Origin of the sequence: Candidatus Minimicrobia sp. QA0096 (assembly GCF_963967315.1) — a bacterium.
Classification (GTDB): domain Bacteria; phylum Patescibacteriota; class Saccharimonadia; order Saccharimonadales; family Saccharimonadaceae; genus Nanosynbacter.
Genome location: NZ_OZ017288.1, coordinates 65,363 through 89,100 on the forward strand (window position 1 = coordinate 65,363; position 23,738 = coordinate 89,100).

Here is a 23,738-nt window from a genome sequence, read left to right on the forward strand (position 1 = left end):
AAGTTCGCTTTCGTCGTTTCCGACTCATCAGCATAGATACACATCTATGGAGCAAACACGACAAGTGAGAGAATCTGACGGAGAGTCTACAGACTCGCCATGTTTGCGATGTTATTGCCTGCTACTCCTGGTTGTTGGAGAAGTAGACGACAACGTAAGGATCGTAAGTAATCCCCCACGAGTAGTTGGGTCCTGTGTATCTGAATTCAACGTCACGAACCTCCTTCTCGAGGCTCTGGAGTTTCTTAAGGAACGCCTTACGACACTCGGGATTGTTTGCGACTGCTGAGGTTATCAGAAGATCACGATCGTAGATACGGATCTCATCTGGAAGCTTACCTGTTATCATGTATTCACCAATTGCAGCGTTCCTGACCTCCTGGCACAGCGCGAGGATCCCCTCCTTGAAGAAACGGGAGACTTCGTTCCGCCTGAGCGTCTTCAGCTTCTCATTTGTCTCTTCGATGCTGACAGTTCTCCTTGCCTTGACTTCATCGGTAATAAACGACATTGTAGTACTCTCTCCTCATCTGGGCGAACGCCCGTGCTGGAAACACTGATCAACGCCCGGATGGCATAGATCGAAGATGAGGTTTTGAGGCACTTATTAGAATACCGCAAAATCTCACCTTCGTCTTATAGATTCTCTTCACTTGTCAAAGTGCGCTTTCAGACAAGGATTTGCTCAACTTGTCAACAAAAGCCAATGTTATTTATATCACGCGATAATATTTAAGTCAAGAGAAATTGTCGTAAAAATAGGATTAAGCGAGCTTTTCGGCGTTCTTGGCCTGCTTGTAGGCTTTGGTGACTGGTGCCAGACCGCGCGCAACGCGTTCACGATTGGCTTTTAATTGTTTTTCGTCACGGAAAGACATTTTAATCGGCGTTCCCGCAAAATTGAAAGCTTCACGTAAAGTTCGCTCCAGATAACGTTTGTAGCTCCAGTGGACAAATTTCAGATTACTGCCGTAGATAACAAACCACGGCGGAGCAACGTCCGTCTGGACAATGTAGCGCAGTTTCGGGTGTGAATTTTTCAGACCAGCTGGCGGATGTGCGGCGATGGCTTTCTGTAAAATGTCGTTTAAGGCACGAGTTTTACATTCTTGGCGTCGGCGTTTATAAATATCAAGCGCTAGGTCGAATAACTTAGCTACATTCTGCCCAGTGACAGAAGAGGTGAATATTAACGGCGCGTACGGCGTGAACTTGAAGTTATAGCTGATTTGTGGGGCGATTTCGTCGTGCGTGTAAGCGTCCTTACCTTCGACGGAATCCCACTTGCTGACAACCAGAACCAGTCCCTTGCCCGCCTCGTCAATAATTCCAGCTAGGCGCTGATCCAATTGAACGTTAAGCTCATTGACGTCCATAAGAAGCAGACAAACGTCGGCTTCGTTGATGGCTTGCATTGTGCGAAGAACTGAGAACTTTTCAATTCCCGTTTCCTGCTTTCCTTGGCGGCGAATTCCAGCGGTGTCGAGCAATTCAATCGTCTGACCGTGATAACGAACTTGAACGCGGTTTACGTCGCGAGTTGTGCCGGCGACGTTGGCGACAATGGCTTGCTGCTTGCCAGCTAAGGTATTGAATAGATTACTTTTGCCGACGTTTGGTCGACCAATTAGTGCAACGCGAATGATGTCGTCAGGTGCAGTTTCGGTGGCTGGCGGAATAAGTTCGGCAATGCTGTCAAGAAGCTCCGAAATGCCAATGCTGTGCTCGGCGGAAGTTTTTATGATGTTTTTAATGCCGAGTCGTTTGAATTCGTCGATAGAAAGAGAGCCTTTTAAGTCTGCTTTATTGGCTATTAGAATGACTGGCTTACCGCTTTTTAGGGCTTTTTTGGCCAATTGTCGATCAGCGTCGGAAGGATATGCAGAGGAGTCGACGGTTACGAGTATTACATCAGCGGCGGCGGAGGCGTCAGCGATTTGGTCCTGAATGGTCGCCTCGAATTCGTCCTCGGCAGTCTTAAGTCCGGCCGTGTCGATGAGCCAAAATTGCGAATAGTCATCTGACGGCGTAGAGTCGACGTTACGTCGTTTGTATGAGACTTTACCAACAACGTTGTCGCGAGTTGTTCCAGCTTCCCTGGCGACGATGGCCGTGCGAGAGCGCGTCAAGCGATTAAATAGTGAGCTTTTGCCGACGTTGGCTTGTCCGATGATAGCGACTGTTGGTAATTTAGACATGATTATATATTATAGCAGTTTTCGGGCATTTTGGCTACTACACTGTTTATGTAAGCCTCGCACGGACGAATTATTTTTAGGAAATCCGTAAAATAATGCGGGTTATTTTCTATTGTTAACTTCTCAGGTTCGGCTACGACGAGTGTACATTCTCTGCTGTCGCTATTATATTCTCTGGCGTAATTATGGATGTATACCTTTGGAGATTCTTCGTTAATTGGATTTTGGTAAAGTGTTATGTAGCAATTTTCTTCGGGGTTATTTATGCAGTAGTAAACGTTATTGTTGTCGTCTTTGAACGCTACAGATATGGGATATTCAAATTTCGTAGTATGTTTCTCAACCTCTTTAATAAGTTCGATGTAAGCGTAGATTTGGTTTTCTAGGAATTTTGGTAAAATGTCGGACTTATCATTCTCATAGAACAGTTTTTCTATGGTATCCGATCTTTCTTCCTTAAGGTTACGTATGACTGCTCTTAGTTTTTCTGAGGGCAAAGGTTCAGATTCGCGCCCTAGCGTTTCCATTTTGCAATTACACTTTCTATCAAATTTAGCACAAAAGCTATATTACAATATTTACCGTAAAATGTAAAGAGCCTCGGAGTAAATTATGAATTCGTGAATTTCTCTTCTCGCCATTCGCCTCTCTTGAGGTCACCGAGCGAATAATTGCCGAAGTTTGTTCTGTGGAGTTTTTTAACAGTGTAGCCTAACGCATCGAAAGTTCGCCGAATTTGACGATTCCTTCCCTCGCTCATTTCCACTATCCAGCGATAATCATCGCCTTCGTGTTGTCTTTCTAGTGTCAATTGACTGCGTCCGTCAGGAAGCTGCACGCCAAAATCATTGATCATTTGGCGATGTAGAGGTTGCAATGGCTGGTCAATTGTAATAAGATATCGCTTAATCTTATAAAACGACGGATGCGTCATGCTGTGGGCAAAATCGCCGTCGTTCGTCATGAGAATCAGTCCGGAGCTGTCTTTATCCAGGCGACCAACAGGTTTTAAGTGGTGAAGGTTTTTTGGTAGCAATTTGTAGATTGTCGGAACGCCACCCTGAGAGGCGCGCGAACATAAGTATCCTGTTGGTTTATGTAGGATAATGAGCTGTTTGGATTGTAATTCTAGCAATTTGCCGTTGTAGGAGATTTTATTATTGCCAGAAATTTGTTGACCCAATCTGGCGGGATGACCGTCAATAGCTATTTTTCCCTTCTCTATCAATTCGTCGGCTTTCCGCCTGGAAATACCCAAGCACAGCGCTACAAATTTATTGAGGCGCCAAGATTCTTGCTTTGTGTCTGAGTTTGTCATTGTTGCGGATTTATCGGTGGGAATTGTGGTGACTGAGTTTCTGACGATTGATGTGGAATGATTTGCTCTTGAGATTGTGCTTGGACTGGAGGCATTGAGCTAACTTGCTCAATAGGATCTGGCGTCGGTTGTGGTGCTGGAATTGACTGCGGTGTTAGAGTTTGTGTTGGTTGAATTTCTGCAGTCGGTTTAGAAACTGTCTGTGTATTATCCAATTCTTCTGCCATAAGCTTGGAAATGTCTACCGAATTCTGGGAATCGTCAGCAGGCAAAGGTTGAATAATGCGGTCACCAAGTCCCGAAGGTCGCGGCGCGGGCGATGAAAATGGCGCCATAGGTTGCGGTAGGGTCGTTGGTTGTTGCTGAGGCGTCGGGATCGGTTGCGGCGCTGGAGTCTGCGCTGGTTGAGGTAGCGGCTGTGGTGCTGGCGCGAATGCTTGCTGTGGTTGTTGCTGCATAAGTGGATTTACTACAGGAGCTGTTGGTGCTGCAACGGGGGCAGCTGGTTGTGGTGACAATGAAGAGATGTCAGGTCTAGTAACTGACTGCAGTGCCGCTGGAGTTGGTTGAGACGTTGGAGCTACTGGCTCATATGTATGAGCTGGCTGTGAAACCGGCACTGGATTTGTGCCGACTCCTGGAAGATCACCCAAGGTTTCGTGAACCGCTCTCACGACGTCCTCTATTCCCACCTGAGATTTCACCAAGTATTTATCAGCACCAAGTTGCTCACCGCGTTTTCGCTGATCTTCTGATGACAGTGCGGTCATGATAATCACCTTAACGTCTTTTGTTTCTGTCGTCGAGCGTAAAATGTCCAACATATCAAATCCGGAAATTTTCGGCATCATCACGTCGCTTAAAATTAATCGCGGACGTTCTTTAATTGCCATGGCTAGAGCTTCTTCGCCGTCGCCCGCCGAAACGATATCGTAGCCCTCCGCCAAAAGTCGTACACCGTAAATCTCGCGTAAACTTTTGTCGTCCTCAACCAATAAAATTTTTGTCATATGTTTATACTATACTGAAGTTTTGACAAAAAATCCATAGTTCTTATGGCTATTATTCGCGACCAGGAATTGATAGATGCTGGCGTTTTCGTCGCAATTCTTCCTCAATTTCAGCCAGCGTTGGCTCGGAAGAATTTCTGGCTGGTTGTGGAATTTCTGGCTGGACTGCTGTAGTCGTCGGGACTGCGGGTGTGGCTGGATCTGGATTCTCTGGAGTTGCGATTGCGGCTGGATCTGAATCGACAATTTCGCTATTATTTTCAATTGCGACATCTTCCGTCTTCTCTTCTGTGGCAATTTCAATTTTTTTTGAAGCCAGAGAATCTGGATTTTTATCTTCGGGCTTTTCAACTTCCGCAGATTCCAAACGTTGTTTTGCGTCCGAACTGCTCATACGAGGAATTTCCAGATAGAAAGTACTTCCCTCTTTATATTTGCTTTCAACTCGCAAGTTTCCAGACATCGCCTCGGCCAAGCGGCGACTCAAATATAGCCCCAAGCCAGTTCCGCCGATTTCTCGCGTGTCAGAATTGTCCACCCGATAAAATTTCTGGAATAAATGCGGAATATCTTCGGCTGGAATGCCAATGCCGCTATCTTTTACGCTTACGGAAATCTGCTTATCGTCGCCGGTAATATTGATGACAACTTCGCCCGATGGCGTGTATTTGATGGCATTTTCAATCAGATTGCTAACGACTTCCCTAAAATGGTCAGGATCAATATTGGCATAAAAAATCGGTTGCAGCGACTTCTCCTTACCCTCATCAATTATGTCTGGCATAAAGATGTAATTGAGCTGCTTTTCGCTAGCTTTTGTCGCTAAACCATCAAAAATATCCTTCAAAAATTCGTTTACGTTGATGATTTTCGGGTTGTTTTTCATTCGCCCGTCTTCAACTTTGCTGATATCGAGAAGATCTTGGAACAATCGTCCCAGATGTTGCGCCGATTCGTGAGCCTTGGTGATGAAGTCGCGGGCTTTCTCGTCGATGTGAGCGGTGGCTGGATTTAACGCCAGACCCAAATAGCCCTCAATTGACGCAACTGGCGTACGCATCTCGTGGCTGGCGGTGGAGATGAACTCGGCTTGCTCGCGTTCCTCGGCTTTTTCTTTGGTGATGTCGCGGAAAACTACGATAACTCCTTCGCCCTCAGTGCCAACTGGAGAGCTGACGATTGACACTAAAATGCGTTTTTCAGAGCTGGTTAATAGGAATAATTTATCGTTATGAGTTGGTTGGTTTTTTGATAAGGATTGGGCTATTGGATTTTCGAGGTCCTCTACGTCTTTTCCGTCTGAGGTGACGAGTTTTAAGACGCTTTTCCAGTTGAGTCCGAGTGCGTCGCCTTGGTCCCAGCCGATGATTTGTTGGGCGGATGGATTTATCAGTTCGATGTTACCGTCTTTAGAAATAGCTAGAACGCCGTCGTCGATGGCATTAATCACCACATCAGACTTACTTTCAACCGCGGAAAGTCTATTCTCTAAGCTGGATGTGTTGTTGTCAGTTTTTTGGCGGCGAATCCATAAAACAAGGCTGAAAATCAAAGGCAAAAATCCGAAGAATAGGTAGCCGATGATGAATTGTATATTTATTCCCTGTTGAACGCTGGTAGCTATAATCTGTAAAATAACCAAAAGCCCCATTATTCCTAAGATTATTGCGCCGAAAAATCCTGCGAAAATTGCCACGATAATCCACATAACCAGGAATGGTGAAACGACTCCGCCGCTGGTAATTATGGTGGTTGTGGCGACAGTGACGGTTAACAAATATACGAAAATTCCAATACCAGTTTCGTGTTTTCTGGGAAGCCAAAAGCATAAAATCAGCACAATTAAGCTGCCGATTCCTGCCACGCCAGCCGCCAAATCTGAGACAGATAATCCGATTGGCAATTGATAACCGGTCGGTATAAATCGCGCCCATGCATATAAAAGAATGATCGTGAAACAGCTCAGTAATGCCACTTCACACAACCGTCTTAACCAAAATCTGGAAATTGCGTGAGGCTTAAAGTAAATCCCGCCCTTTTTCATAGTTTTATTATGGCGAATTTTCAGAAAAATCTCAAGTGATAAATATGACGTAGAGGTTGTATGGATGCGGAAAAGTAGACAAGCCTCCCCTTTTCGTGGTATAATCTATGGAGTTACGGCCCTATCGTCTAGCGGTTAGGACACCAGGTTCTCATCCTGGCAACCCGGGTTCGATTCCCGGTGGGGTCACCAAAAATAGTTAACTTATTAAAAAACATCTACATGAAGGTGTTTTTTTAATTTGTGAAGTAGTATGCTTCAATTCTCAATATTCTTCAGCTTTTCGTATATACACATACTACAAACCGTACGTAGATGGTCTAGTCTAGGGGCGGCCTAGAGTTCATAAAGTAACAAATCCACCTCGTCCCATTCCTCAACCACTGCGGTTAAAGTATACATAGCGATGGTTTTGGCGTTGTCGTATATTTGTTTTGATGTAAGATTCTTTAAATCTCTCAAGTTAAAGAGGCTGATGTTGTTGGATTCGCCGCTAGCTATATCATGTGTCGGATTTTCCGAAGTAATAAACGCATAACTTATGTCCGTGTGATAATGCCCGCCACCAGCAGGATATGTGTGAATCGCGATCGGTTGAGGATGCAGTTTCACTCCAGGCAATGAAGCAAGTCTATTGTAACTCGGCTGTAACAACCTCAGCTGGTTTTTGTCGTAGCCAGATTCTTCGACTATTTCCCGTAAGACCGCTTGCCACGGTGTCTCGTCCAGCTCGACATGCCCACCAAACTGCAATAACTTGTTTAGCTTGCGGTGCTTATGTAAAATAATCCGAGGTTCAGCACCCTCTGTTATTTTCACGATATATCCGCTAACACATATATCGTGCTGGCCAGGCTGGTTGTGTATATGAGGCATACTATAAATTTTACTTTAATTGTGGTGTGTGGTCAAAAGGATGCGCAAGGGTAACCTTCAGGGTGAGTAGGTTATAAATTGCGCTGCATGTGAGACGCCGTGGGAGTCCATAGAAGGACACTTTTTATTATTCTACGTTGATTTTCCTGGGCGAATACGACCTTGATAGGTTTGTACGAGCTGTATAATTGGGCGGTACGTGAAGTGAATGTGTATATGGACTTATCACTTGAGCATGCTTCTAGCAAAACTCCTTACTGAGTCAAATGTGTCATATTCATCTATTAAACTCTTCCTTGTCACCCATCTAACATCGTGAACTTCCTTATACTGTGCGGTAATCTTGTCGGAATCATCAGCCTCAAGAGCAAATACCATATCAAGATGGATATGTTCAACATCTTTCTTGCTTTTTGGTATAATTTGATACATCAAAGCGTACGGTCGTGGAATTTGCGCCTCTTTTATACCTTTTAGGGCTAGATCGTTTTCATCATCTTTTATCGGTATGGCCATTACGCCAGTTTCCTCGTAAACTTCGCGTATAGCTGCCTCATGCGGAACTTCGTTGTCTTCAATATGACCACCAGGGGGCAGCCACTTATTTAAGCCTTTATGATGGATAAGTAGCATTTTGGTACGGTTTTTATTAACAGTATATCCTGTTGCGGTAAAATGTTTTTTATGATCTTTAGTATTTTTGAAAATTGCTTTCATTATACGTTTGCCTCCATACTTTTTACTGATTTGACTATTAACGCTAAGTCGTCGCTCGTTAAACCTTCGTGTACTATGGGCCAGTTAAGTGATTTTTTATTGATTTCAGCCATCTAGATAATTTTCCCAAATTTCCTGTAAGTCCCTGCTAAACCCCGGCAAAAGCTGCTCGTTTTCGGCGCGGTTTTTGATAAATTCGTAGTATTTTCGCTCTTTTTCGTGGATGTCGCCCGCAAAAAATAGCTTTAGAATTTCATCATTGCCTTGTATGTCTAGCTCTTTATATATACTGTGCGGTGAGTTACTCGCCGCGTGTGCATTCGCCAGCTGCTCAATAAAGCCGCGGTAGCATTTGTACGCCTGCCAATTTTCGCCGCGACGGCGGTGCTTGATGTAGCGCAACGAGCCCATCATCACGTCGAAATAATCGTGCTCGGCGCGTGGTTCTGTCCATTTTTTGAATTCAATGTTAGGCTTCTGTGGTTTGTTGTTTTTTAAAATGAGTCTAGAGTTTGGAAAAAACTTGACCTCACTAGGTAGCGAAAACCCAATGTCAATTTTATGAAACGGGCTCATACCGCTCAGACAAAAAGTTCGGGCAATTTCATGTTCATCATTCTTGATCGTGTAGACCGCGCTCAAGCCAAATTTATCCGCCAAACTTTTACGAGCGTAGGCTTCGGCGGCGGCTGGGTGCGGCGAGGTAGCGGTTAAGTCAATGTCAGAAAGTTCATCGCTCTTTTCTGTTGCTCGTGAGCCAAAAAGATGCAGTTCGGAAATGTGGGGGTTGTCGGTAAGCGCTTTTATAACTTCATCTAAAGATGTATGGCTATCTCTCATAGACCCTCTCTAACGTAATAGCCTCTCAGTTTGCTTAAATAAGCTACTATCTGAGCTCTGATGCCACTAACCTCGTGTCCGATGCCGATCGTTGCTCTCATAGAAGGATCTCCTACAAGATTGTTCCTACTAATCATAATATTTTTAGTCGTCGCTGCTCATCTGCTTAACGACTTCTATCAAATTCCGCGGCGTAATGTCGGCTTTAATCAGGTATCCATCGACGCGACTCATGACGGATTTACGCGAAGCTTCGTCTTGCTCAAAATTGGTCATAATCAAAATCTTACTATTCGGAACCAAATCGACATTGTTATTTCTCAGTGCGTCTAAAATCTGGTCGCCGCGCTGTTCTGGCAGCATCAAGTCTAAGATTATCAAGTCAAAGTTCTGGTTGCGCGCCGCCACTAGCCCGTCATTTCCATCGACCACCCACGTCACATCGTAGCCTGCTTTTTGCAGACTCCTGACATACATTTCGCCAATAAATCGGTCATCTTCCACGCATAAAATTGTCTTTATCATAATTCCTCCTAGCCCTTATACATGGCGTGATTTTTTATCCAGCCGCCGCCCTTTCGTATCAATTGATTATTTAATTGGCCGTCTTCTAACAATTTATCTTTAACTGTAGCATAAATTGGCAAAGTGAACGAGAAAACCGAGCCTTCGTTTTCGCGGGATCTAGCGATTATCGAGCCGCCGTGAGATTCGACAAAAGCTTTGCAGATGTAAAGCCCAATTCCCGTCCCAGCCACGGCCTCGCGTGATCTGTGCGATCGATAGAACTTGTGGAACAAATTGTCCACGACATTTGCCGGCATACCAATTCCATTATCAGCGACAGACACTTCCACGAAGTCGCCCTTTTGTTCGGCAGAAACCGTAACGGATCCGCCCTCAAAACTGTACTTAATGGCATTGTCAATTAGATTACCAATCACTTCCCCAATACTTCCGTGGTCAGCGGCTACTGTCGGCAGGTCATCTGGAATATTGACGCTGAGCATTCTGTGTTGAGTCGAGGCGCGAAGTTGCATATCATCGGCAATCGAGGCGTAAATATTAGCGACAGTGTCTTCTAATAAATAAACCTTCAAGTGGTGCCTATCATATCTGGCAACGTTAAGAATGTTGTCAATGTAACTAGACAAGCGGTTGGACGAAACGACCAGCCTATCAAGAAGCTGCCTTTCGTCGCCCTGCAAGCGCCCAGAAAACTCTTCATTGATAATGTCCAGATAGCCACGAATAACTGTAATCGGTCCGCGGAGTTCGTGAGCAGCAAATGAGATGAAATTAAGGTCCTCTTCTTCTGGCAAATATCCTTTAGACTTGTCGATGAGGAAAATGACAGTTTCGGCGGCGGCGCCTTTCTCAAATGAAGCCACGATATCAAAAATCCGCGTTTTTTGGATGATGTCAGGGTTGGTGCCAATGCGTTGCCAGCGATGTTCTGCTTTAATTTTCTCATTGGAGATTTCGTGAAGCCAATCGGAAATGCTCGGTTCGTTTAGAAAATCAAGCGCCAGAAAATCCTCGCCTTTTGCGTTCCTGGAAATCGGGGCGGCGGAATTGGCGAAGATAATCTTCTGATTGGAATTAAGAATCACGACGCCAGTGCTGGTTTGATTTAGAGCTTGAGTTAGCGGAATTTTTGGCTTGTCGTTGTCACTAGTTGGTTTTTGCTCTGGTTGATAATCGCCATAAATCGCCTGAAGCGCCGTCTTAAACCCAGTTTTTTCGTAGCGTTTATCGTTAGGATTTGGTGGAGTGTCGGTGGTTAGTTCGCCAATTTTATGAGAAAGTGCCGCCAGAATTTTATTAAGCGGCGCAGCGATGATTTTAACGATAGAAATTGAAAATAGGATTTGCAAGATAGCGGTAATTAAAATGATAATCCAAAAATTTAGCTGGGATATGGAAATTGCCGTGAAGTGGAGTGCGATTCCCAGTCCTAATATGATACAGGCGCTCGCTGATAATAGGACTAATATGACTTTTCGGTAATAATATTGTTTGTACTCGCGCAAGGTTTTAGATGCCGGATCTATTGCCATGAAACACTTCCCCTTCCTGGTGTGAAGGCTGCAATCCATGTTTGTCCGCGATTTAAGGCGATGTCTTTTCCGGATTCGTCTGTCAATTTAAGCGGCGAATTTATGTCTGCTTTTGACCAAGTGGCGGTGGCGACTGTGCCGTTTTGGAAAATGTAAGCCTTGCCGGATCCTGTCGTTTTGACATCTTCGTATCCATCGTAATTTTGAGCCCGAGCTTCAACGCCAACTTCCATAGCTACGACAGTATTTGGGGCAATTTGCCCATCTTCCCTATCGGTATGTGGCGCGCCAGCCATGCTCCTGAGGTAAGAATTCGACGCCTTGTCGTAAGCGTATGAGGTGTTGTAGAGTGAGCCGCTGAGATTTATGTTTACAGATGTGGCGTTTGGCGATTCGACAGGCTTGCCGTCTGCTCGTGCGAAGCTGGTGAATTCGGAATTATTATAGCCTTTTGCGCTGTTCAATTGGTCAAGTTTTTCTCCTGAAGTATAGACATTGTGCGGCGCGTAGCGGTCGCGAGATCGCCAGTATGATCCATCGTTAAAGAACTGATCGATGTCACGATAATTGCCGTTTCTGACTTGAGATAAAGCGTTGGGGCTTCCGCCAACGTGCGCGATTGATGCTTGATATGGCGCCGCCCAGCTCAGATAGTATAATCTTAAGCTTCGAACTGGACCGATTAGCGCCGGCTTTTCTCCCTGGTACAGAGCCAAAAACCTAGTGATTCCGCCCTCCGCCACGGCTTCATAAACCACACCAGCTTTCTTCAGTCCTGACTGCGGTCTGGCGGCTGGACTATTCTCAATCATCACGCCAGTTACAGGCAGCTTTGCGGCGGCTTCGTTCGCGATTTCCACGCCAGTTAGCGGCGAATAAAACTTCTTCGGTGCGGGTTTTTTAGTTGGCAATTTCAGTTCCACGCTAGCGGTCTGCTCGTATTTTATGGAGTGAATTGCAATTATGAAAACTCCAGCAATAACCATCACGCTCACCACGAGTACGATTGCCAGGATATGCTTTTTTACCCATTCTTTGAACGACTCCCAGCGAGCGTTCTTTTTTTGTCCTGATTTATCTATTTTTTCAACATTCATGCTTATGCTTAGTATAGCATTTTCGACGCACGAATAAACTATTTTTGTAGATAATTATCGATTCTTTGCAGAGTTTTTTCCTTACCAATTAGCGCCAACGTATCGTTAAGTTGCGGACTAAACGGCGCCCATGTTGTCACAATTCTCACCAGGCTAAACAAAATCCCCGGCTTCTGCCCCGTCGTTTCCAGTAATTCATTAAGGCAATTCTGAATTGTTTCTGGCGTCCAATCTGTAATTTTCTCGAATTCTTGGCGAGCAATTGACAATAACTCTCGCCGTTCGTCGTCGGTCAATTTGCGAAGTTGCTTATTTCCATCAATCAATTCCGTGTCAATTTCAGGCTCAACGAAGAAATAGCTTGTTAACTTTGGCAAATCCTGCAATGTTTTCAAGCGGTCTTGCGCCAATCCCAGAACGCGTTTTTTATACGATTCATCAGCGTTTTTGGCTTCTTCGCCCCAGAATGATTGGCAGCGAGAATAAAGATCATCTAAGCTAAGCGAGCGAATCCATTGACCGTTAAGCCAAATGAGTCGTTGTTCGTCAAATCGCGCGCCAGATTTCTGAACGCGATCGAGTGAGAACTTCTCAATTAACTCCGTTTTACTAAAAATTTCCTGCTCCGTGCCGTCGTTCCACCCAAGTTGCGCTAAGAAATTAAGCATTGCTTCTGGCAAAATTCCCTCTGATCGATACTCAGTTACGCTTTTAGCACCGTCACGCTTGCCAAGCTTTTTATTTCCCGATGGCGCCATAATGTGTGGCACGTGCGCCAGAATTGGTGGCGTAATTTTAAGTGCTTTGTAAAGCGACAGATATTTAGGCGTACTGGCAATGTATTCCGAGCCGCGAATCACGTGCGTGACTTGCATTTCGAAATCGTCAATGATGTGCGCAAAATTGTAAGTTGGTAGTCCGTCTGCTTTGATGAGAATAAAATCGTCCAAGGCTTCTGGCCCGGCTGACAACTCGCCCATAACGGCATCTGTCCAGGAATATCGCTTAATTTCCGGAACCTTGAAGCGTAGCGGCATTCCAAGTTGCCACTCTGGCGGATTTTCTGGACGATGGTCGCGGTATAAGAATGCTCGCTTTTCAGCCTTGGCTTTGTCGCGGAAAACTTGCACTTCTTCAGGCGTGTACGGATCGGCGTAAGCTAGTCCTTCGCTAATCATTTTCTTTGCCCACTTTATGTAAATATCACGGCGATCTGTTTGGTGATATGGACCAAAATTGCCAGACTCTTCTTTTGGATTGTTAAGATTTGGCCCCTCGTCCCAATTTAGCCCTAGCCAATTTAAGGTTTCCAAAATCATTTCTTCTGCGCCTTCGACGAACCGAGCTTGGTCTGTATCTTCAATGCGTAAGATGAAATCTCCCTGATGCGCCCTGGCAACAAGGTATGTGTATAGCGCGGTGCGAACGTTGCCTAAGTGAATATAGCCAGTCGGACTTGGCGCAAAACGAGTTCTAATAGTCATGAGTAAATTATAGCACGTTATCTGATGAGTTACAGACTGGTGGCAATTTTTTCAATTTGACTGCTTGAGAGGTTCGCGTCGCCACTGATTTGATATAAAATCCCGCCGTTCACCCAAGCCGCTTCTTTTCCGCCGCTGTAAATTGTCAATCCGTCGATCATCGTGGTGTTTGGATTCTTGTGCTTTTCAGAGAAGAATTCTTTCACAGCTGATGAATTCCAACCGCTTTTTTGCTGGGTTATGGTGTATCCTGAACTTCCGTCGGCGTAGGCATATTTCATAGAGACCTCTCCCGATTTGAATTTGATAGGTCCGTTTAAGGCGTAGCCGTCTGGCTTATAGCCTGGATATTTGGCGTCAATTCCCGATTGAACGGCTGCCATTTTTATAGAGATATTTGGCATACTCAGGTACGTTAAATAGCCACCGAGTAGCATCACCGCAAAACCAACAGAAAACGTATTAAACCAACGCAAGGCACCGCCCTTTTTCTGGCGTCGACGTGCTTTTTTATTGCTAATGATTTCATTCGACAGAGCTTTCTCAATCGCTTCGTTTTTCAATTGATGAGCGGTTTTTGCAACTGGCTTTTCTATTTTTTGCGGAGCGACGGCGACAAGCGAATTGTTATTCATAGCCAGAGGCTGGCGTTCTTTTCGCAATTTAGTGTTAACGCTAAGAGGTCTTTGTTGGGCGCGACGAGTAACGGGGTGAGCTTCGGCTGGGCGGTTAATGGCGATTTTCTGAGGAGCTGGCTTGCTGACAATTGGCGTAGAAAGCTTCTTCACGGCGACATGTTGCTTCACGTCGACGCGAGCTTTCTGGGGTTTGGCGGCCAATGGTGTGCGCTGCGGCATTTTAACGTGCCGACGATTCAATGTGCTAGATTTCTGAACGTGTGCGGCGTGAATATTTGATACAGATGTGCCACGCTTACTGATTGATTGTTCTTTTTCTATCTCAGATTTTTCAATCTTAATATCATCCATTACCATTCCAGTAATAGTGTTGTAAGCTCGTCCATTGATAACCACGTAGTTTTTACTTGCCATTAATCCCCCTAATGTTTATTCCTGTATATTATATTACAAATCGCCTAAGGTTTTTTCAAGTGTAAAAATATGTTATAATTTTCGTAATTATGTACCAGAAAAAGAATCGCACTAAAGAGCTCGCACGGCGGACCTTTGTGTACACGCTGATGACATTATCACTTATAATTCTTCTTACGTTTTTGACGTTTAGAATGCTCGGCTATACGTTTGATCCAAATACGAAAGAATTGCAACAAACCGGACTTGTTCAATACGAATCACATCCTGGCGGGGCGCTGGTTTATGTTGACGATATGGAGCTGCGCCGCACTCCGACGAAAAGCACCGTTCTTCCTGGCAAGCACACTTTTTCGATGAAATTAGACAAATACGAACCGTGGCAAAAAACGCTGAATATCAAATCTGATACCGTGACGAATTTGAATTACGCCAGACTGATTCCGACAAAACGCGAAACCACCGAAGTAAAAACATTCGACTCATTACAATCCGTTTCTCTGTCGCCAGCTGGTAATTTCTTGATGGGATTTAGCGTTAAGGATAAAACTCCGATTTTGACAATTGGCGACATTCGCGATACGAACAAAGATAAGGAAAAGTTCACGGAGCATGCATTAAGCACGAGCGTTTTGGCTGGCTATTCCCTATCTTCTGACAATCATACGTTTACCGTGTCGGAGTGGGACCGCGATTCTCGTTACGCGCTAGTGAAACATTCGTATCCGGCGGAAAATAACGCTACGGGCGTGCAGTGGTTGGTTTTTGATAGAGAAAATCCGGAGAAAATTATTGACGTTACGGCGATGACTGGTTTTGCAATTAAGCAAATTGGCTTTGCGGGGACTGGCGCGCACACGGTTTACGCTTTGCAGGAAACTGGCGAATTGAGGCGAGTTGATCTTGATAGCTCGACAATTTCCAGTCCAATTTTAGTTGGCGTCGAATCTTTCAAGCTTTACGGCGACGATCGTTTGTCCTATCTGGCTGTTATTGACGGTAAAAAAGTGGCAGGAATTTGGAAGCGAGATTGGAAAGAGTCATTTGTGATCGGCACCTTTGCTAGTGATTCTACCCCGGTAATTCGAATTTCTCGTTATTTCAATAAAGATACCGTGGTCTTGACTGATGGCAAAAATATGACAATTTATAGAGGCGACATTTCGGATTCTAAGGACCGCCAAAAAGAGTTCTTAAAAACGGCAAAGACCATTAAAACTGACAATGTGACTGCGAACGTGATGATGGACAATGCTGGGCGATTTATCGTGGCGCAAAACGGCGCGGTACTGCAGACTTACGATTTGGAGCGTAAAGAATTGTCGAGCGCGTTTAATATTGGTGTGGCGCAGGAAGTGAAGTGGCTTGACAACTTCTATATTCGTAGCGTTTCTGCGTCGGGAAAAATGGAGATTCGTGAGTTTGACGGCACGAATGCTCATACGTTGATAGACGTTAAGCCTGGTTTGGATTCTGTTTTGTCCTCGAATCAGCGATACGTTTACGGATTAACGACCAACGCTTCTGGAAAAATTGTCCTGAGTAAGATGAATATGGACAATGGATCTGTTGGGCTATTTAATTAAATAGCTAGTTTATCGACCGCCGAATAATTTCTCAAGCAAAGTCGGCTCGGGTTTTCCTGGGATATTTGATTTGTTGCTTTGCTGCTGATTTGAGCTGGATTCTGACGTCGCGGTAGCTTTGCTCGGGTCTGGGCTAATTTGTTCTGCGAAGATAAGAAGTCGTTTCTCTGCGGTTCCTAAAGGCACGCAACTTACAAGTGTCAGCATTGGTTTATCCGTGTTAATCTGAACTTTTGAAACTTCGGTCGGCATAACAACTTCTGTTGATGTTATTTTATAAGTGTAGCGTTTCCCATTGTAATTCATGTAAATAATGTCGCCCTTGACCAACTTCTCATTCTGAGCAAAGACGAATTTATAATCGCCACCAGCGAAAGCGTCGTTACTGGAGTGCGCGGCAAATACGGCATTTCCGATTTCGCCTGGCACGGCGCTGGCGCCAGGAATTGAAAAGTGAGCCACTCCCTTCTCCATGGCTTTTGATTGCGATTTCGTGTCGCTAGCGGCGCCGTAAATAACTGGCGCGTCAACGTTAATCTTTGGGATGATAATCCTAGGTTCTGGTCCGACAGTTACGTCCGTGGAGGCGTCAACAATGATATTTTGCGGGTTAATTGCACCAGGTGTTGTGTAGGCTGCGACCGCGCCGAAAATAACGCGGTTATATTGCAAAAACATGAAGACTAATAGCACCGATAACCCAGCAATCGCCGGAACGAAATGCCGGGATTTTTTCACCTTATTTGCGGAGTCGCGAACCTTTTGCTGAATTTGACTGCGGAGTTCTTTTATGGCTGCTTTTTGTGGGTCCAGCGGTTCGTCTTCGCTGATTACTGGCGTGATATTCTGATTTTCCCTCGTCAATCGAGAAATCTCACGGTTTTTTGCCGCGATGTCGCCAGCGTAGTAACGCTCGTAATACATCTGATAATATTTCTGCCAAGCACTGTGGTATTGCTTCCATTGGTCGGCTGAAACTTGAGTGTGGACGGCTGAATTTTGAGTTTGAGCGGTTTGGTTTACGGGAGCGGAATTGCTAATTTGCGGCTTTGGCTGAATCTGGGTTTGGGCAATTGGCGTCGTCCGCATAGCGTGATTGACGGAGTCTTTTTTTAGCTCTGGCTGTGGCGTTGTTGAGATTTGCTGAGGTTTGGATATTTGTGTCTTAGGCTGTTCTGATCGGACTTCGGGTTTTGATTGTAATTGAGCGGAAAATGATTGCGGCTGAGCTTTTTCTGGCGCAGAATTTTGCTCTTCTGTTCTGGAATAAATAGCGTCAAGCTGTCCACGAATAACATCAGCAGCGGCATTTCGTGAGGCTGCTGAGTCGCGAGTTGGCGGCGTGAGAGATCGGCGCTGATCTGATACCGGCATGCCCACTCGACCGTTTGATTGATCATCCGTCGGATACATAACTTCTTTCATTATACGTCAAATTGATATCAAATAAAAGTCGTGCTTGTGAGAAATTGTTAGTTGTGTTACAATCATACGGTAGCTTGGAGCGTTCTCTTGTGCCGCGGTGGCGGAATTGGTAGACGCGCTAGACTCAAAATCTGGTGAGCAATAGCTCGTGCCGGTTCAAGTCCGGCCCGCGGTACCAGAGGCAGCTTCAGGCGATAATCGTCCATTTTGGGCGATTTTTTTATGCAAAGAAAACAGCCCGCAGAAAGGCGCTACCGAGGCTTTATAGCCTTCCAGGCAAGCTGTTTCCTTTCTGCGGGCTTTACAGCCCCTTTCCTCCCCCATTCATTCCTGCGTTCAGCAGGAACATGAAGCTGGTGAAGCCTCCGCCTAGTGCCCCAATGGGGGCCGCGGAGGACATGTCTGCGGCAAGCAGGAATGCGATTAGCATCCCAAGCAGTGCCCCGATTGCGGCGGAAGCGGCGACGACCGCCGCTAATGCTGTAACCATGATGAAGAGAGGTCCGATTTTCATGACGCTTCCTTTCGAGAAGTGTTCTTACACTCATGACCAAGGGCTACTTTCGCCCTTTGACAAGTCCGAGCGAAAGCTTGTTAGTATAATACAACTAATTGTACGTAATGTCAAGTAGATATTTATAAGAAGCTATATTTTGCAAATAGCGGTACTGATTGCTGCTAGCGGCGCTTTCGGCGACCAAATCAAGTAGCTTGCGGCGCGGGCGCCGACGGTTCCCCGCCAAATTGCCATTGGTGCGTCCCATTTTTGGGTGACGACTTCTCCGCTGTGGGCGATTATTAAATTGTCGGCATGAAAAACGCAAATTGTTACGGGATATGTGATGGTGAATTTGTGCAGCGCTTCAACGAGTTGTGACAATTGAATGCTGAACGTAATCATTTTTGGATAAAAAATTGCGCGGAATATTTTCTGAACTTGCGCCAGACTTGCCACGAAAACCACGTGCGGATTGTCCAGAATTTCCTGAAAACTATTTTGCACAAGGTTAATCGCATCTCGCGTCAGCACGACGGGAATTTCTGACTTTTTGATCAATTCTTCGTAGACGATTGCCGTTTGACTATTCCGTCCAGCGTCGCCGCATAATAGCAATACATCCGCCCATCTTTCCAGCGCCAAAGTTTCGGTGAGCGCTTCGTTTGCCAGGCTTCCTGATTGGTTTGTCGGTGCGAATAAAACGTCGGTCATATTCGCGGGAACATTTTTTTTCAAGGCGTCAGGGAGTAAAACACGAGCCTCACCCACGCCAGTTTTAAGAGATTCTTGGTAACTTTCTGCCACTGCTAAAAAGCCTAATTTGTTACCGCCGATGATTCCTAATTTTCCCGCTTGGTCGCGTCGTTCTGGCTTGTTCCATTCGACATCTGGAAAAAGTGGCTTCCCTGGTTCTTGTTTTTGCCAAAATTTCATATCCATTACAAATTTACCTCGATACTCACCGGACAATGATCGCTGCCCATCTGTTCTGGATGAATTTGCGGATTAGTAACACGATTTGCAATTTCACGCGATGCCAGCCAATAGTCAATCCGCCAGCCAACATTTCGCGCTCTGGCGTTTGCCCAGTGTGTCCACCAAGTATACGCGCCAGTTTTTTCGGGGAAAGCCGCCCGGAAAGTGTCTGTGAATCCAGCGTCCAAATAGTTCTGAAAACCTTCCCTTTCTTCGTCGGTGAAGCCATGTTTGCCAACGTTGGGCTTTGGATTTGCCAAGTCAATTTCCTGATGCGCCACGTTCATATCGCCGCAATAAAGGACTGGCTTTGATAATTCCAATTCTTCCAGATAAGCCAGCACTGCCTTGTCCCATTTTTTATATCGCAAATCTAATCGGCTTAAATCTCCTTTTGAATTTGGAGTATAGCAATTGACAACCCAAAAATCGTCAAATTCGGCGGTGATAATTCGTCCTTCGTCGGCTGGATTGCCGTATTCATCGCCCGTTAAATCAAACTGCTCAATGATGTTCGGCGGAAAACCGTCGCGCCAACTTAAGGGCGGGATTTTAGAGAAAATCGCCGTACCGGAGTAGCCTTTTTTGGCGGCGGAATAGAAGTGCTCGTGATAATTCGGCAGGTCAATTTCAACCTGATCTCTGGTGGCCTTAGTTTCCTGCAGGCACAGAATATCTGGATTGTACGTGTCGATGAACTTCGCAAATTCACCCTTATTTATAACTGCGCGAATGCCGTTTACGTTCCAAGAGAAAAGCTTCATAATTTTATTATACCGTGATGATATAATTTAATGAATATGCTACCAATGTACGATAAGTTTTTGGGCGAAATATCAAGCGATTTTATGGACGTCGGAGGAGTGAAAACTGCTTGCTATTTTTATCAAGGCGGCTCGAATAAAACTATTTTGCTAATTCACGGCATTGGTGGCGATTTTCACGGAATGATTCCGTTAGCTTATTACCTGAAAAATGACGCGAATTTGATGTTTGTTGACTTGCCTTCTCACGGCAGAAGTCAATTGATAAAAAATATGAAAATGAGCGATATTGAAAATTGGGCGATGAATTTGATGTCGGCTTTTGGCGTTAAAGGTGTGTCAATTGACGAGGTTGTTGCTCATTCACTTGGATGTTTGGCTGCAAATAAAATGCAATGCCAGAAAATTTGGTACATCAGTCCTCCGATGAAAACTTCGGTTATGTCGAGAATTTCCTCGTCGTTCTTTTACCGCACTCGTCGGATGAATCAATATATTTATTTGAACTATTACTTTTCGGTGTTCCGTGGGCTGTGTTTGGTGAATAATAGACGGAAAAATGTCGTGGATTTGATACGGTGGCTGACGAAAAATACGCAAGTAACGCGGCGGCAATATTTGGAGCAATCGAAAATTGCGCGGGATATTTCTCGGGGTGAAAAAATCATTATTTCTGAGCGCGAATTTACGGGATTGATAGTTGGGCGACGAGACAAGATTTCGCTTCCTGTGAACGCCGCCGATGGTGTAAAAATTGATAAATTTGTGGAGCTTGATACGGGACATTTGTCGGTGTTGGATAGCCCAGAACTGGTTGCCGAATTGATATTGGCGGAATAATTATTTGATATACTGTAGATATGAGTAAGAAAGACGATAAAAAACTAATTGTTGATATGATTTCTGAGAGCGAATTCACCGTTCAGGGTCATGGTGTGCATACGGCCTTTGTAGAGATGACAAATGCGCTTAAAGATCGTAATGATATTGATATTGCGGTGAATAAGGCTCGGTTAGATGCGGATATCGTCCATGTACAAACTACTGGACTGTATTCGATGAAAAAAATGCGTCAATCTGGCGGAAAGAAGGTCGTGTCTGCTCATGTTGTACCAGCTTCTTTTATAGGCAGTATTAAGGGCGCGAAGTTGCTAGAGCCACTTGCTCGCGCGTATTTACGATGGTTTTACAATAAAGCTGACTTGGTCTTAGCGGTATCTGATTATACAAAGAATGAACTGGAAAAAATTGGTGTCAAGAAGCCAATTTCTGTACTATACAACACTATAGATACGGCAAAATATGCCAATTCACCGGCGAAGAAGAAATCTGCTAGACGAAAGCTTGGCATTAGCAATGATGCTTTTGTGGTTGTTGGAAATGGTCAAGTGCAGCCACGTAAACGTGTCGATGTGTTTTTTGATATGGCAGAAAAGATGCCTGATGTGGAGTTTGTATGGGTCGGCGGCGTGCCGTTTGGAGTGATCGCGGCTGAGAATGGTGCTATGCAAAGAATGATGAATAATCCGCCAAAGAATTTGAAATTTACTGGTGTGATACCACTCGATGAGGTTGCTGACTATTACCGTGCGGCCGATGTATTTGTATTGCCGAGCGAGCAGGAAACCTTCGGTTTGGTTGTTGTTGAGGCTGCTGCTGCAGGATTGCCTGTTGTCTTGCGAGATATTTCTGATTATGACACAACATTTAGAGATGGGGCGGTAATGGCTTCGTCTGATGGTGACTTTGTGAATCAAGTAGATAAACTGAGGCGAAATAAGAAATTTTATAGCCAACAATGCCGATTAGCAGAAAAGATTGCCAAACGTTTTGACAGCAGTGCTGGCGCTGAACGATTGGTCGAATTTTATCGATCGCTGATATAAATGGTATAATGGGGCTATTATGAGGATAGGACTTTTTACGGACAGCTACAGACCGTCCATTAACGGTATCGTTTACGTTGTTGAATCATTAAAGCGCGAGCTGGAAGCTTTGGGGCATGAGGTTTATGTTTTTTGCCCAGCAAAGTCTATTAGTCCGTCCAAGCAAGCCGAACTCCTCCACGAAGATGAAAATAGTCGAATAATTCGTTTCCGCTCAATTACGGGTGCGTTCTTTGATGATTATGACACGTCGGTGTTCTTCCCTCCTGTGGTGCAGCGTCAAATTGCCAATATGAATTTGGATGTGGTACATATTTTTACACCATCGCAAATTGGGCTATTGGGAGTGAAGGCGGCGAAGAAAAATAATATTCCTTTGATTATCCAGCATTGTACGGATCTATATGAGTTCGTCGATCATTATCCTGCAGTTTTGCCGGGAGTTTTGGCGTTGGCGGGAGTAGTTTTTCCATTGTCGGTGAAATTGAACGGACAAGATTTGCTGGAAGTTGCTAAGCTTTATCGTCCGCGTAGTGGCGTAACGAAATGGAATAAAGATATTATTGAGCGCGTCATTACTATTTTATACAGTAAGGCGGATGCGGTGATTGCCCTGTCGCGTAAAAGCCGTGATCAATTGGAATCTTGGCAGACCGAAGATTACACGTACGATGTTACTTTAATGCCAAACGGCGTGAATGCTCTTCCGCGGGCAAGCGCGAAACGAGTTGCGGAATTTCGCGAGCAATGGGGTCTTGATGAAAAAGATGAAGTATTTGGCTTTGTGGGGCGTTTGGGCGAGGAAAAGAATTTGCCAATTTTGATTCAGGCGTTTAGTGAGTTTATTGCCGAAGCTCGTCCGAAATCGAAGCTATTGTTTGTTGGCGATTTTGAATATCGAAAAACTTTGGAAAAAATGGCGGCTGAGACGGATTTCGCGGATAGGATTATCTTTACTGGTGCCATGCCGCGAGAAGATTTGGGCGTGGCGTATAAAGTGATGAAGGTGTTTACTTTTCCTTCGCTTAAAGATACGCAAGGCTGGGTTCTTCACGAGGCTGCTCACGCTGGAAAGCCGATTGTTATTATTGACAAGGAAGTTTCAGAGGTTGTGAAGGACGGAGTTAATGGCTATTTTGCGGAGAATAATCCAGAAAGCGTAGCAGAAAAAGTGATTGCAATTCTAAAAAGTCCGAAAAAACAAGCAGAATTTAGTGCTGAAAGTAAAAAATTAGCCAACAAGTTTACGGAGCGAAGTCAAGTGAAGAAGCTTGAAAAGCTCTATCAAAAGCTAATTGACGCACGCGAAAATCAATAAATTCTGAGCCTGGTTCGTAGTCAATGCGATTATCTATTAGAGATGAGTCGCCTGGTTTCCCTGTCTTGGTCGCGGCGTTTGATGGCTTGGCGCTTGTCGTAATTTTTCTTACCTTTTCCGAGCGCAATTACAACTTTAATAAATTTTCCGTTGGTCAACAATTTGGTTGGGACAATTGTCATTCCCTGTTTTTTGGCTTCTGTAAAATTGGACAATTGTTTTTTACTTACCAATAATTTCCGCGCCGAAGTGTCGACTGAACGGCTATTTGCTTCTCCGCGAACGTTTAATCGCAGTGAAAAGCTGGCATTATTTAGCCACAATTCGCCGTTTCTTAAGCTAACAAATGAACCTTTAAGTTGGACATGGCCTTCTCTGGCGGCTCGCACTTCCATTCCAGTTAAAACCAAGCCGGCAACGATTTCTTCGCCAAGTTCATAATCAAACCGTGCGCGACGATTGACAATATTCTGTGTGGCTGGTTTTTTAGCTTTTGGCTTCGACATGGATTATATTATAACAAAACTTAACGCGACAGTATATTTAGACTAGTTTGGTGCGGCTGAAATATGACTTATGTTACAATATC

At 44.8% G+C, this 23,738-nt stretch carries 23 protein-coding genes and 2 tRNA genes; 6 read left to right on the forward strand and 19 right to left on the reverse strand.

All coding sequences use genetic code 11. From position 1 onward, the window contains the following. Positions 1–121: 121 nt before the first annotated feature. The 6 genes from AACH20_RS00315 to AACH20_RS00340 all read right to left on the reverse strand — a co-directional run bounded on the left by AACH20_RS00315 (position 122) and on the right by AACH20_RS00340 (position 6,570). Positions 122–511, reverse strand: coding sequence for a hypothetical protein (locus tag AACH20_RS00315; protein WP_338503092.1), 390 nt, complete (start codon positions 509–511; stop codon positions 122–124). A 253-nt stretch (positions 512–764) separates the two neighbouring features. Beyond that, entirely contained in the window at positions 765–2,198 is a 1,434-nt protein-coding gene (der, locus tag AACH20_RS00320) for a ribosome biogenesis GTPase Der (protein ID WP_338503094.1), read from the reverse strand. A gap of 2 nt (positions 2,199–2,200) precedes the next feature. Continuing rightward, positions 2,201–2,725 carry a hypothetical protein gene (locus AACH20_RS00325; protein ID WP_338503097.1) on the reverse strand — a complete coding sequence of 175 codons (525 nt, stop codon included), beginning with the start codon at positions 2,723–2,725 and terminating at the stop codon, positions 2,201–2,203. Between the two features lie 83 nt (positions 2,726–2,808). Continuing rightward, positions 2,809–3,516 carry a pseudouridine synthase gene (locus tag AACH20_RS00330; protein ID WP_338503099.1) on the reverse strand — a complete coding sequence of 236 codons (708 nt, stop codon included), beginning with the start codon at positions 3,514–3,516 and terminating at the stop codon, positions 2,809–2,811. Continuing rightward, complete coding sequence (locus AACH20_RS00335; RefSeq protein WP_338503101.1) at positions 3,513–4,526, reverse strand: response regulator transcription factor; 1,014 nt, start codon at positions 4,524–4,526, stop codon at positions 3,513–3,515. The genes AACH20_RS00330 and AACH20_RS00335 overlap by 4 nt, the downstream gene beginning before the upstream one ends. Before the next feature lie 52 nt (positions 4,527–4,578). After that, on the reverse strand, positions 4,579–6,570 hold the full coding sequence (locus AACH20_RS00340; RefSeq protein ID WP_338503103.1) for an ATP-binding protein: 1,992 nt from the start codon (positions 6,568–6,570) through the stop codon (positions 4,579–4,581). A 117-nt stretch (positions 6,571–6,687) separates the two neighbouring features. On the opposite strand from AACH20_RS00340, the gene AACH20_RS00345 reads away from it, so the two are divergent. Continuing rightward, positions 6,688–6,762 (forward strand) — tRNA-Glu (locus AACH20_RS00345). 144 nt (positions 6,763–6,906) lie between these two features. Here AACH20_RS00345 and AACH20_RS00350 read toward each other — a convergent pair. From AACH20_RS00350 to AACH20_RS00385, 8 genes are all read right to left on the reverse strand, one after another. Beyond that, positions 6,907–7,389, reverse strand: a complete 483-nt coding sequence (locus tag AACH20_RS00350; RefSeq protein ID WP_338503105.1) for an NUDIX domain-containing protein — start codon at positions 7,387–7,389, stop codon at positions 6,907–6,909. Positions 7,390–7,671: 282 nt separating this feature from the next. Further along, complete coding sequence (locus tag AACH20_RS00355; protein WP_338503107.1) at positions 7,672–8,163, reverse strand: NUDIX hydrolase; 492 nt, start codon at positions 8,161–8,163, stop codon at positions 7,672–7,674. Positions 8,164–8,268: 105 nt separating this feature from the next. Continuing rightward, on the reverse strand, positions 8,269–9,003 hold the full coding sequence (locus tag AACH20_RS00360; protein WP_338503109.1) for a nucleotidyltransferase domain-containing protein: 735 nt from the start codon (positions 9,001–9,003) through the stop codon (positions 8,269–8,271). A 144-nt stretch (positions 9,004–9,147) separates the two neighbouring features. Continuing rightward, complete coding sequence (locus tag AACH20_RS00365; protein ID WP_338503111.1) at positions 9,148–9,528, reverse strand: response regulator transcription factor; 381 nt, start codon at positions 9,526–9,528, stop codon at positions 9,148–9,150. A gap of 8 nt (positions 9,529–9,536) precedes the next feature. Then, positions 9,537–11,063 carry a sensor histidine kinase gene (locus tag AACH20_RS00370; RefSeq protein WP_338503114.1) on the reverse strand — a complete coding sequence of 509 codons (1,527 nt, stop codon included), beginning with the start codon at positions 11,061–11,063 and terminating at the stop codon, positions 9,537–9,539. Further along, complete coding sequence (locus tag AACH20_RS00375; protein WP_338503116.1) at positions 11,054–12,160, reverse strand: DUF3048 domain-containing protein; 1,107 nt, start codon at positions 12,158–12,160, stop codon at positions 11,054–11,056. The genes AACH20_RS00370 and AACH20_RS00375 overlap by 10 nt, the downstream gene beginning before the upstream one ends. A 38-nt stretch (positions 12,161–12,198) precedes the next feature. Then, positions 12,199–13,644, reverse strand: a complete 1,446-nt coding sequence (gltX, locus tag AACH20_RS00380) for a glutamate--tRNA ligase (RefSeq protein WP_338503118.1) — start codon at positions 13,642–13,644, stop codon at positions 12,199–12,201. 29 nt (positions 13,645–13,673) lie between these two features. After that, complete coding sequence (locus tag AACH20_RS00385; protein WP_338503120.1) at positions 13,674–14,696, reverse strand: DUF4367 domain-containing protein; 1,023 nt, start codon at positions 14,694–14,696, stop codon at positions 13,674–13,676. 89 nt (positions 14,697–14,785) lie between these two features. On the opposite strand from AACH20_RS00385, the gene AACH20_RS00390 reads away from it, so the two are divergent. After that, positions 14,786–16,282: a PEGA domain-containing protein gene (locus AACH20_RS00390; RefSeq protein WP_338503122.1), complete on the forward strand. Its 1,497-nt coding sequence runs from the start codon at positions 14,786–14,788 to the stop codon at positions 16,280–16,282. Between the two features lie 9 nt (positions 16,283–16,291). On the opposite strand, the gene AACH20_RS00395 is transcribed toward AACH20_RS00390, so the two are convergent. Beyond that, positions 16,292–17,707 carry a sortase gene (locus AACH20_RS00395; protein ID WP_338503124.1) on the reverse strand — a complete coding sequence of 472 codons (1,416 nt, stop codon included), beginning with the start codon at positions 17,705–17,707 and terminating at the stop codon, positions 16,292–16,294. A 91-nt stretch (positions 17,708–17,798) separates the two neighbouring features. On the opposite strand from AACH20_RS00395, the gene AACH20_RS00400 reads away from it, so the two are divergent. Further along, positions 17,799–17,885, forward strand: a tRNA-Leu gene (locus tag AACH20_RS00400). A gap of 123 nt (positions 17,886–18,008) precedes the next feature. Here AACH20_RS00400 and AACH20_RS00405 read toward each other — a convergent pair. The 3 genes from AACH20_RS00405 to AACH20_RS00415 all read right to left on the reverse strand — a co-directional run bounded on the left by AACH20_RS00405 (position 18,009) and on the right by AACH20_RS00415 (position 19,945). Beyond that, the gene (locus AACH20_RS00405) at positions 18,009–18,221 is read right to left on the reverse strand and encodes a hypothetical protein (protein ID WP_129636501.1); all 213 of its coding nucleotides are present in this window, start codon (positions 18,219–18,221) and stop codon (positions 18,009–18,011) included. 132 nt (positions 18,222–18,353) lie between these two features. Continuing rightward, on the reverse strand, positions 18,354–19,139 hold the full coding sequence (locus AACH20_RS00410; protein ID WP_338503127.1) for a hypothetical protein: 786 nt from the start codon (positions 19,137–19,139) through the stop codon (positions 18,354–18,356). Between the two features lie 5 nt (positions 19,140–19,144). Further along, positions 19,145–19,945, reverse strand: coding sequence for an exodeoxyribonuclease III (locus tag AACH20_RS00415; RefSeq protein WP_338503129.1), 801 nt, complete (start codon positions 19,943–19,945; stop codon positions 19,145–19,147). Positions 19,946–19,975: 30 nt separating this feature from the next. On the opposite strand from AACH20_RS00415, the gene AACH20_RS00420 reads away from it, so the two are divergent. From AACH20_RS00420 to AACH20_RS00430, 3 genes are read left to right on the forward strand one after another with little or no spacing between them, the layout of a single operon-like run. After that, positions 19,976–20,785: an alpha/beta fold hydrolase gene (locus AACH20_RS00420; RefSeq protein ID WP_338503131.1), complete on the forward strand. Its 810-nt coding sequence runs from the start codon at positions 19,976–19,978 to the stop codon at positions 20,783–20,785. 20 nt (positions 20,786–20,805) lie between these two features. Further along, positions 20,806–21,831 (forward strand): glycosyltransferase, encoded by a 1,026-nt coding sequence (locus tag AACH20_RS00425; protein WP_338503133.1) that lies wholly within the window; start codon positions 20,806–20,808, stop codon positions 21,829–21,831. 19 nt (positions 21,832–21,850) lie between these two features. Further along, positions 21,851–23,149: a glycosyltransferase gene (locus tag AACH20_RS00430; RefSeq protein WP_338503135.1), complete on the forward strand. Its 1,299-nt coding sequence runs from the start codon at positions 21,851–21,853 to the stop codon at positions 23,147–23,149. A 29-nt stretch (positions 23,150–23,178) separates the two neighbouring features. Here AACH20_RS00430 and smpB read toward each other — a convergent pair whose 3' ends face one another. Then, entirely contained in the window at positions 23,179–23,655 is a 477-nt protein-coding gene (smpB, locus tag AACH20_RS00435; protein WP_338503137.1) for an SsrA-binding protein SmpB, read from the reverse strand. Between the last annotated feature and the right edge of the window lie 83 nt (positions 23,656–23,738).

Excerpts from the sequence above, each read along its gene's own strand:
- AACH20_RS00330 (WP_338503099.1), bottom strand. The coding sequence starts at position 3,516 with ATGACAAACTCAGACACAAAGCAAGAATCTTGGCGCCTCAATAAATTT.
- AACH20_RS00405 (WP_129636501.1), bottom strand. The coding sequence starts at position 18,221 with ATGAAAATCGGACCTCTCTTCATCATGGTTACAGCATTAGCGGCGGTC.
- AACH20_RS00335 (WP_338503101.1), bottom strand. The coding sequence starts at position 4,526 with ATGACAAAAATTTTATTGGTTGAGGACGACAAAAGTTTACGCGAGATT.
- AACH20_RS00355 (WP_338503107.1), bottom strand. The coding sequence starts at position 8,163 with ATGAAAGCAATTTTCAAAAATACTAAAGATCATAAAAAACATTTTACC.
- AACH20_RS00395 (WP_338503124.1), bottom strand. The coding sequence starts at position 17,707 with ATGAAAGAAGTTATGTATCCGACGGATGATCAATCAAACGGTCGAGTG.
- gltX (WP_338503118.1), bottom strand. The coding sequence starts at position 13,644 with ATGACTATTAGAACTCGTTTTGCGCCAAGTCCGACTGGCTATATTCAC.
- AACH20_RS00340 (WP_338503103.1), bottom strand. The coding sequence starts at position 6,570 with ATGAAAAAGGGCGGGATTTACTTTAAGCCTCACGCAATTTCCAGATTT.
- AACH20_RS00360 (WP_338503109.1), bottom strand. The coding sequence starts at position 9,003 with ATGAGAGATAGCCATACATCTTTAGATGAAGTTATAAAAGCGCTTACC.
- AACH20_RS00315 (WP_338503092.1), bottom strand. The coding sequence starts at position 511 with ATGTCGTTTATTACCGATGAAGTCAAGGCAAGGAGAACTGTCAGCATC.
- smpB (WP_338503137.1), bottom strand. The coding sequence starts at position 23,655 with ATGTCGAAGCCAAAAGCTAAAAAACCAGCCACACAGAATATTGTCAAT.
- AACH20_RS00415 (WP_338503129.1), bottom strand. The coding sequence starts at position 19,945 with ATGAAGCTTTTCTCTTGGAACGTAAACGGCATTCGCGCAGTTATAAAT.
- AACH20_RS00425 (WP_338503133.1), top strand. The coding sequence starts at position 20,806 with ATGAGTAAGAAAGACGATAAAAAACTAATTGTTGATATGATTTCTGAG.
- AACH20_RS00325 (WP_338503097.1), bottom strand. The coding sequence starts at position 2,725 with ATGGAAACGCTAGGGCGCGAATCTGAACCTTTGCCCTCAGAAAAACTA.
- AACH20_RS00390 (WP_338503122.1), top strand. The coding sequence starts at position 14,786 with ATGTACCAGAAAAAGAATCGCACTAAAGAGCTCGCACGGCGGACCTTT.
- AACH20_RS00375 (WP_338503116.1), bottom strand. The coding sequence starts at position 12,160 with ATGAATGTTGAAAAAATAGATAAATCAGGACAAAAAAAGAACGCTCGC.
- AACH20_RS00410 (WP_338503127.1), bottom strand. The coding sequence starts at position 19,139 with ATGAAATTTTGGCAAAAACAAGAACCAGGGAAGCCACTTTTTCCAGAT.
- AACH20_RS00420 (WP_338503131.1), top strand. The coding sequence starts at position 19,976 with ATGAATATGCTACCAATGTACGATAAGTTTTTGGGCGAAATATCAAGC.
- AACH20_RS00365 (WP_338503111.1), bottom strand. The coding sequence starts at position 9,528 with ATGATAAAGACAATTTTATGCGTGGAAGATGACCGATTTATTGGCGAA.
- AACH20_RS00430 (WP_338503135.1), top strand. The coding sequence starts at position 21,851 with ATGAGGATAGGACTTTTTACGGACAGCTACAGACCGTCCATTAACGGT.
- der (WP_338503094.1), bottom strand. The coding sequence starts at position 2,198 with ATGTCTAAATTACCAACAGTCGCTATCATCGGACAAGCCAACGTCGGC.
- AACH20_RS00370 (WP_338503114.1), bottom strand. The coding sequence starts at position 11,063 with ATGGCAATAGATCCGGCATCTAAAACCTTGCGCGAGTACAAACAATAT.
- AACH20_RS00385 (WP_338503120.1), bottom strand. The coding sequence starts at position 14,696 with ATGGCAAGTAAAAACTACGTGGTTATCAATGGACGAGCTTACAACACT.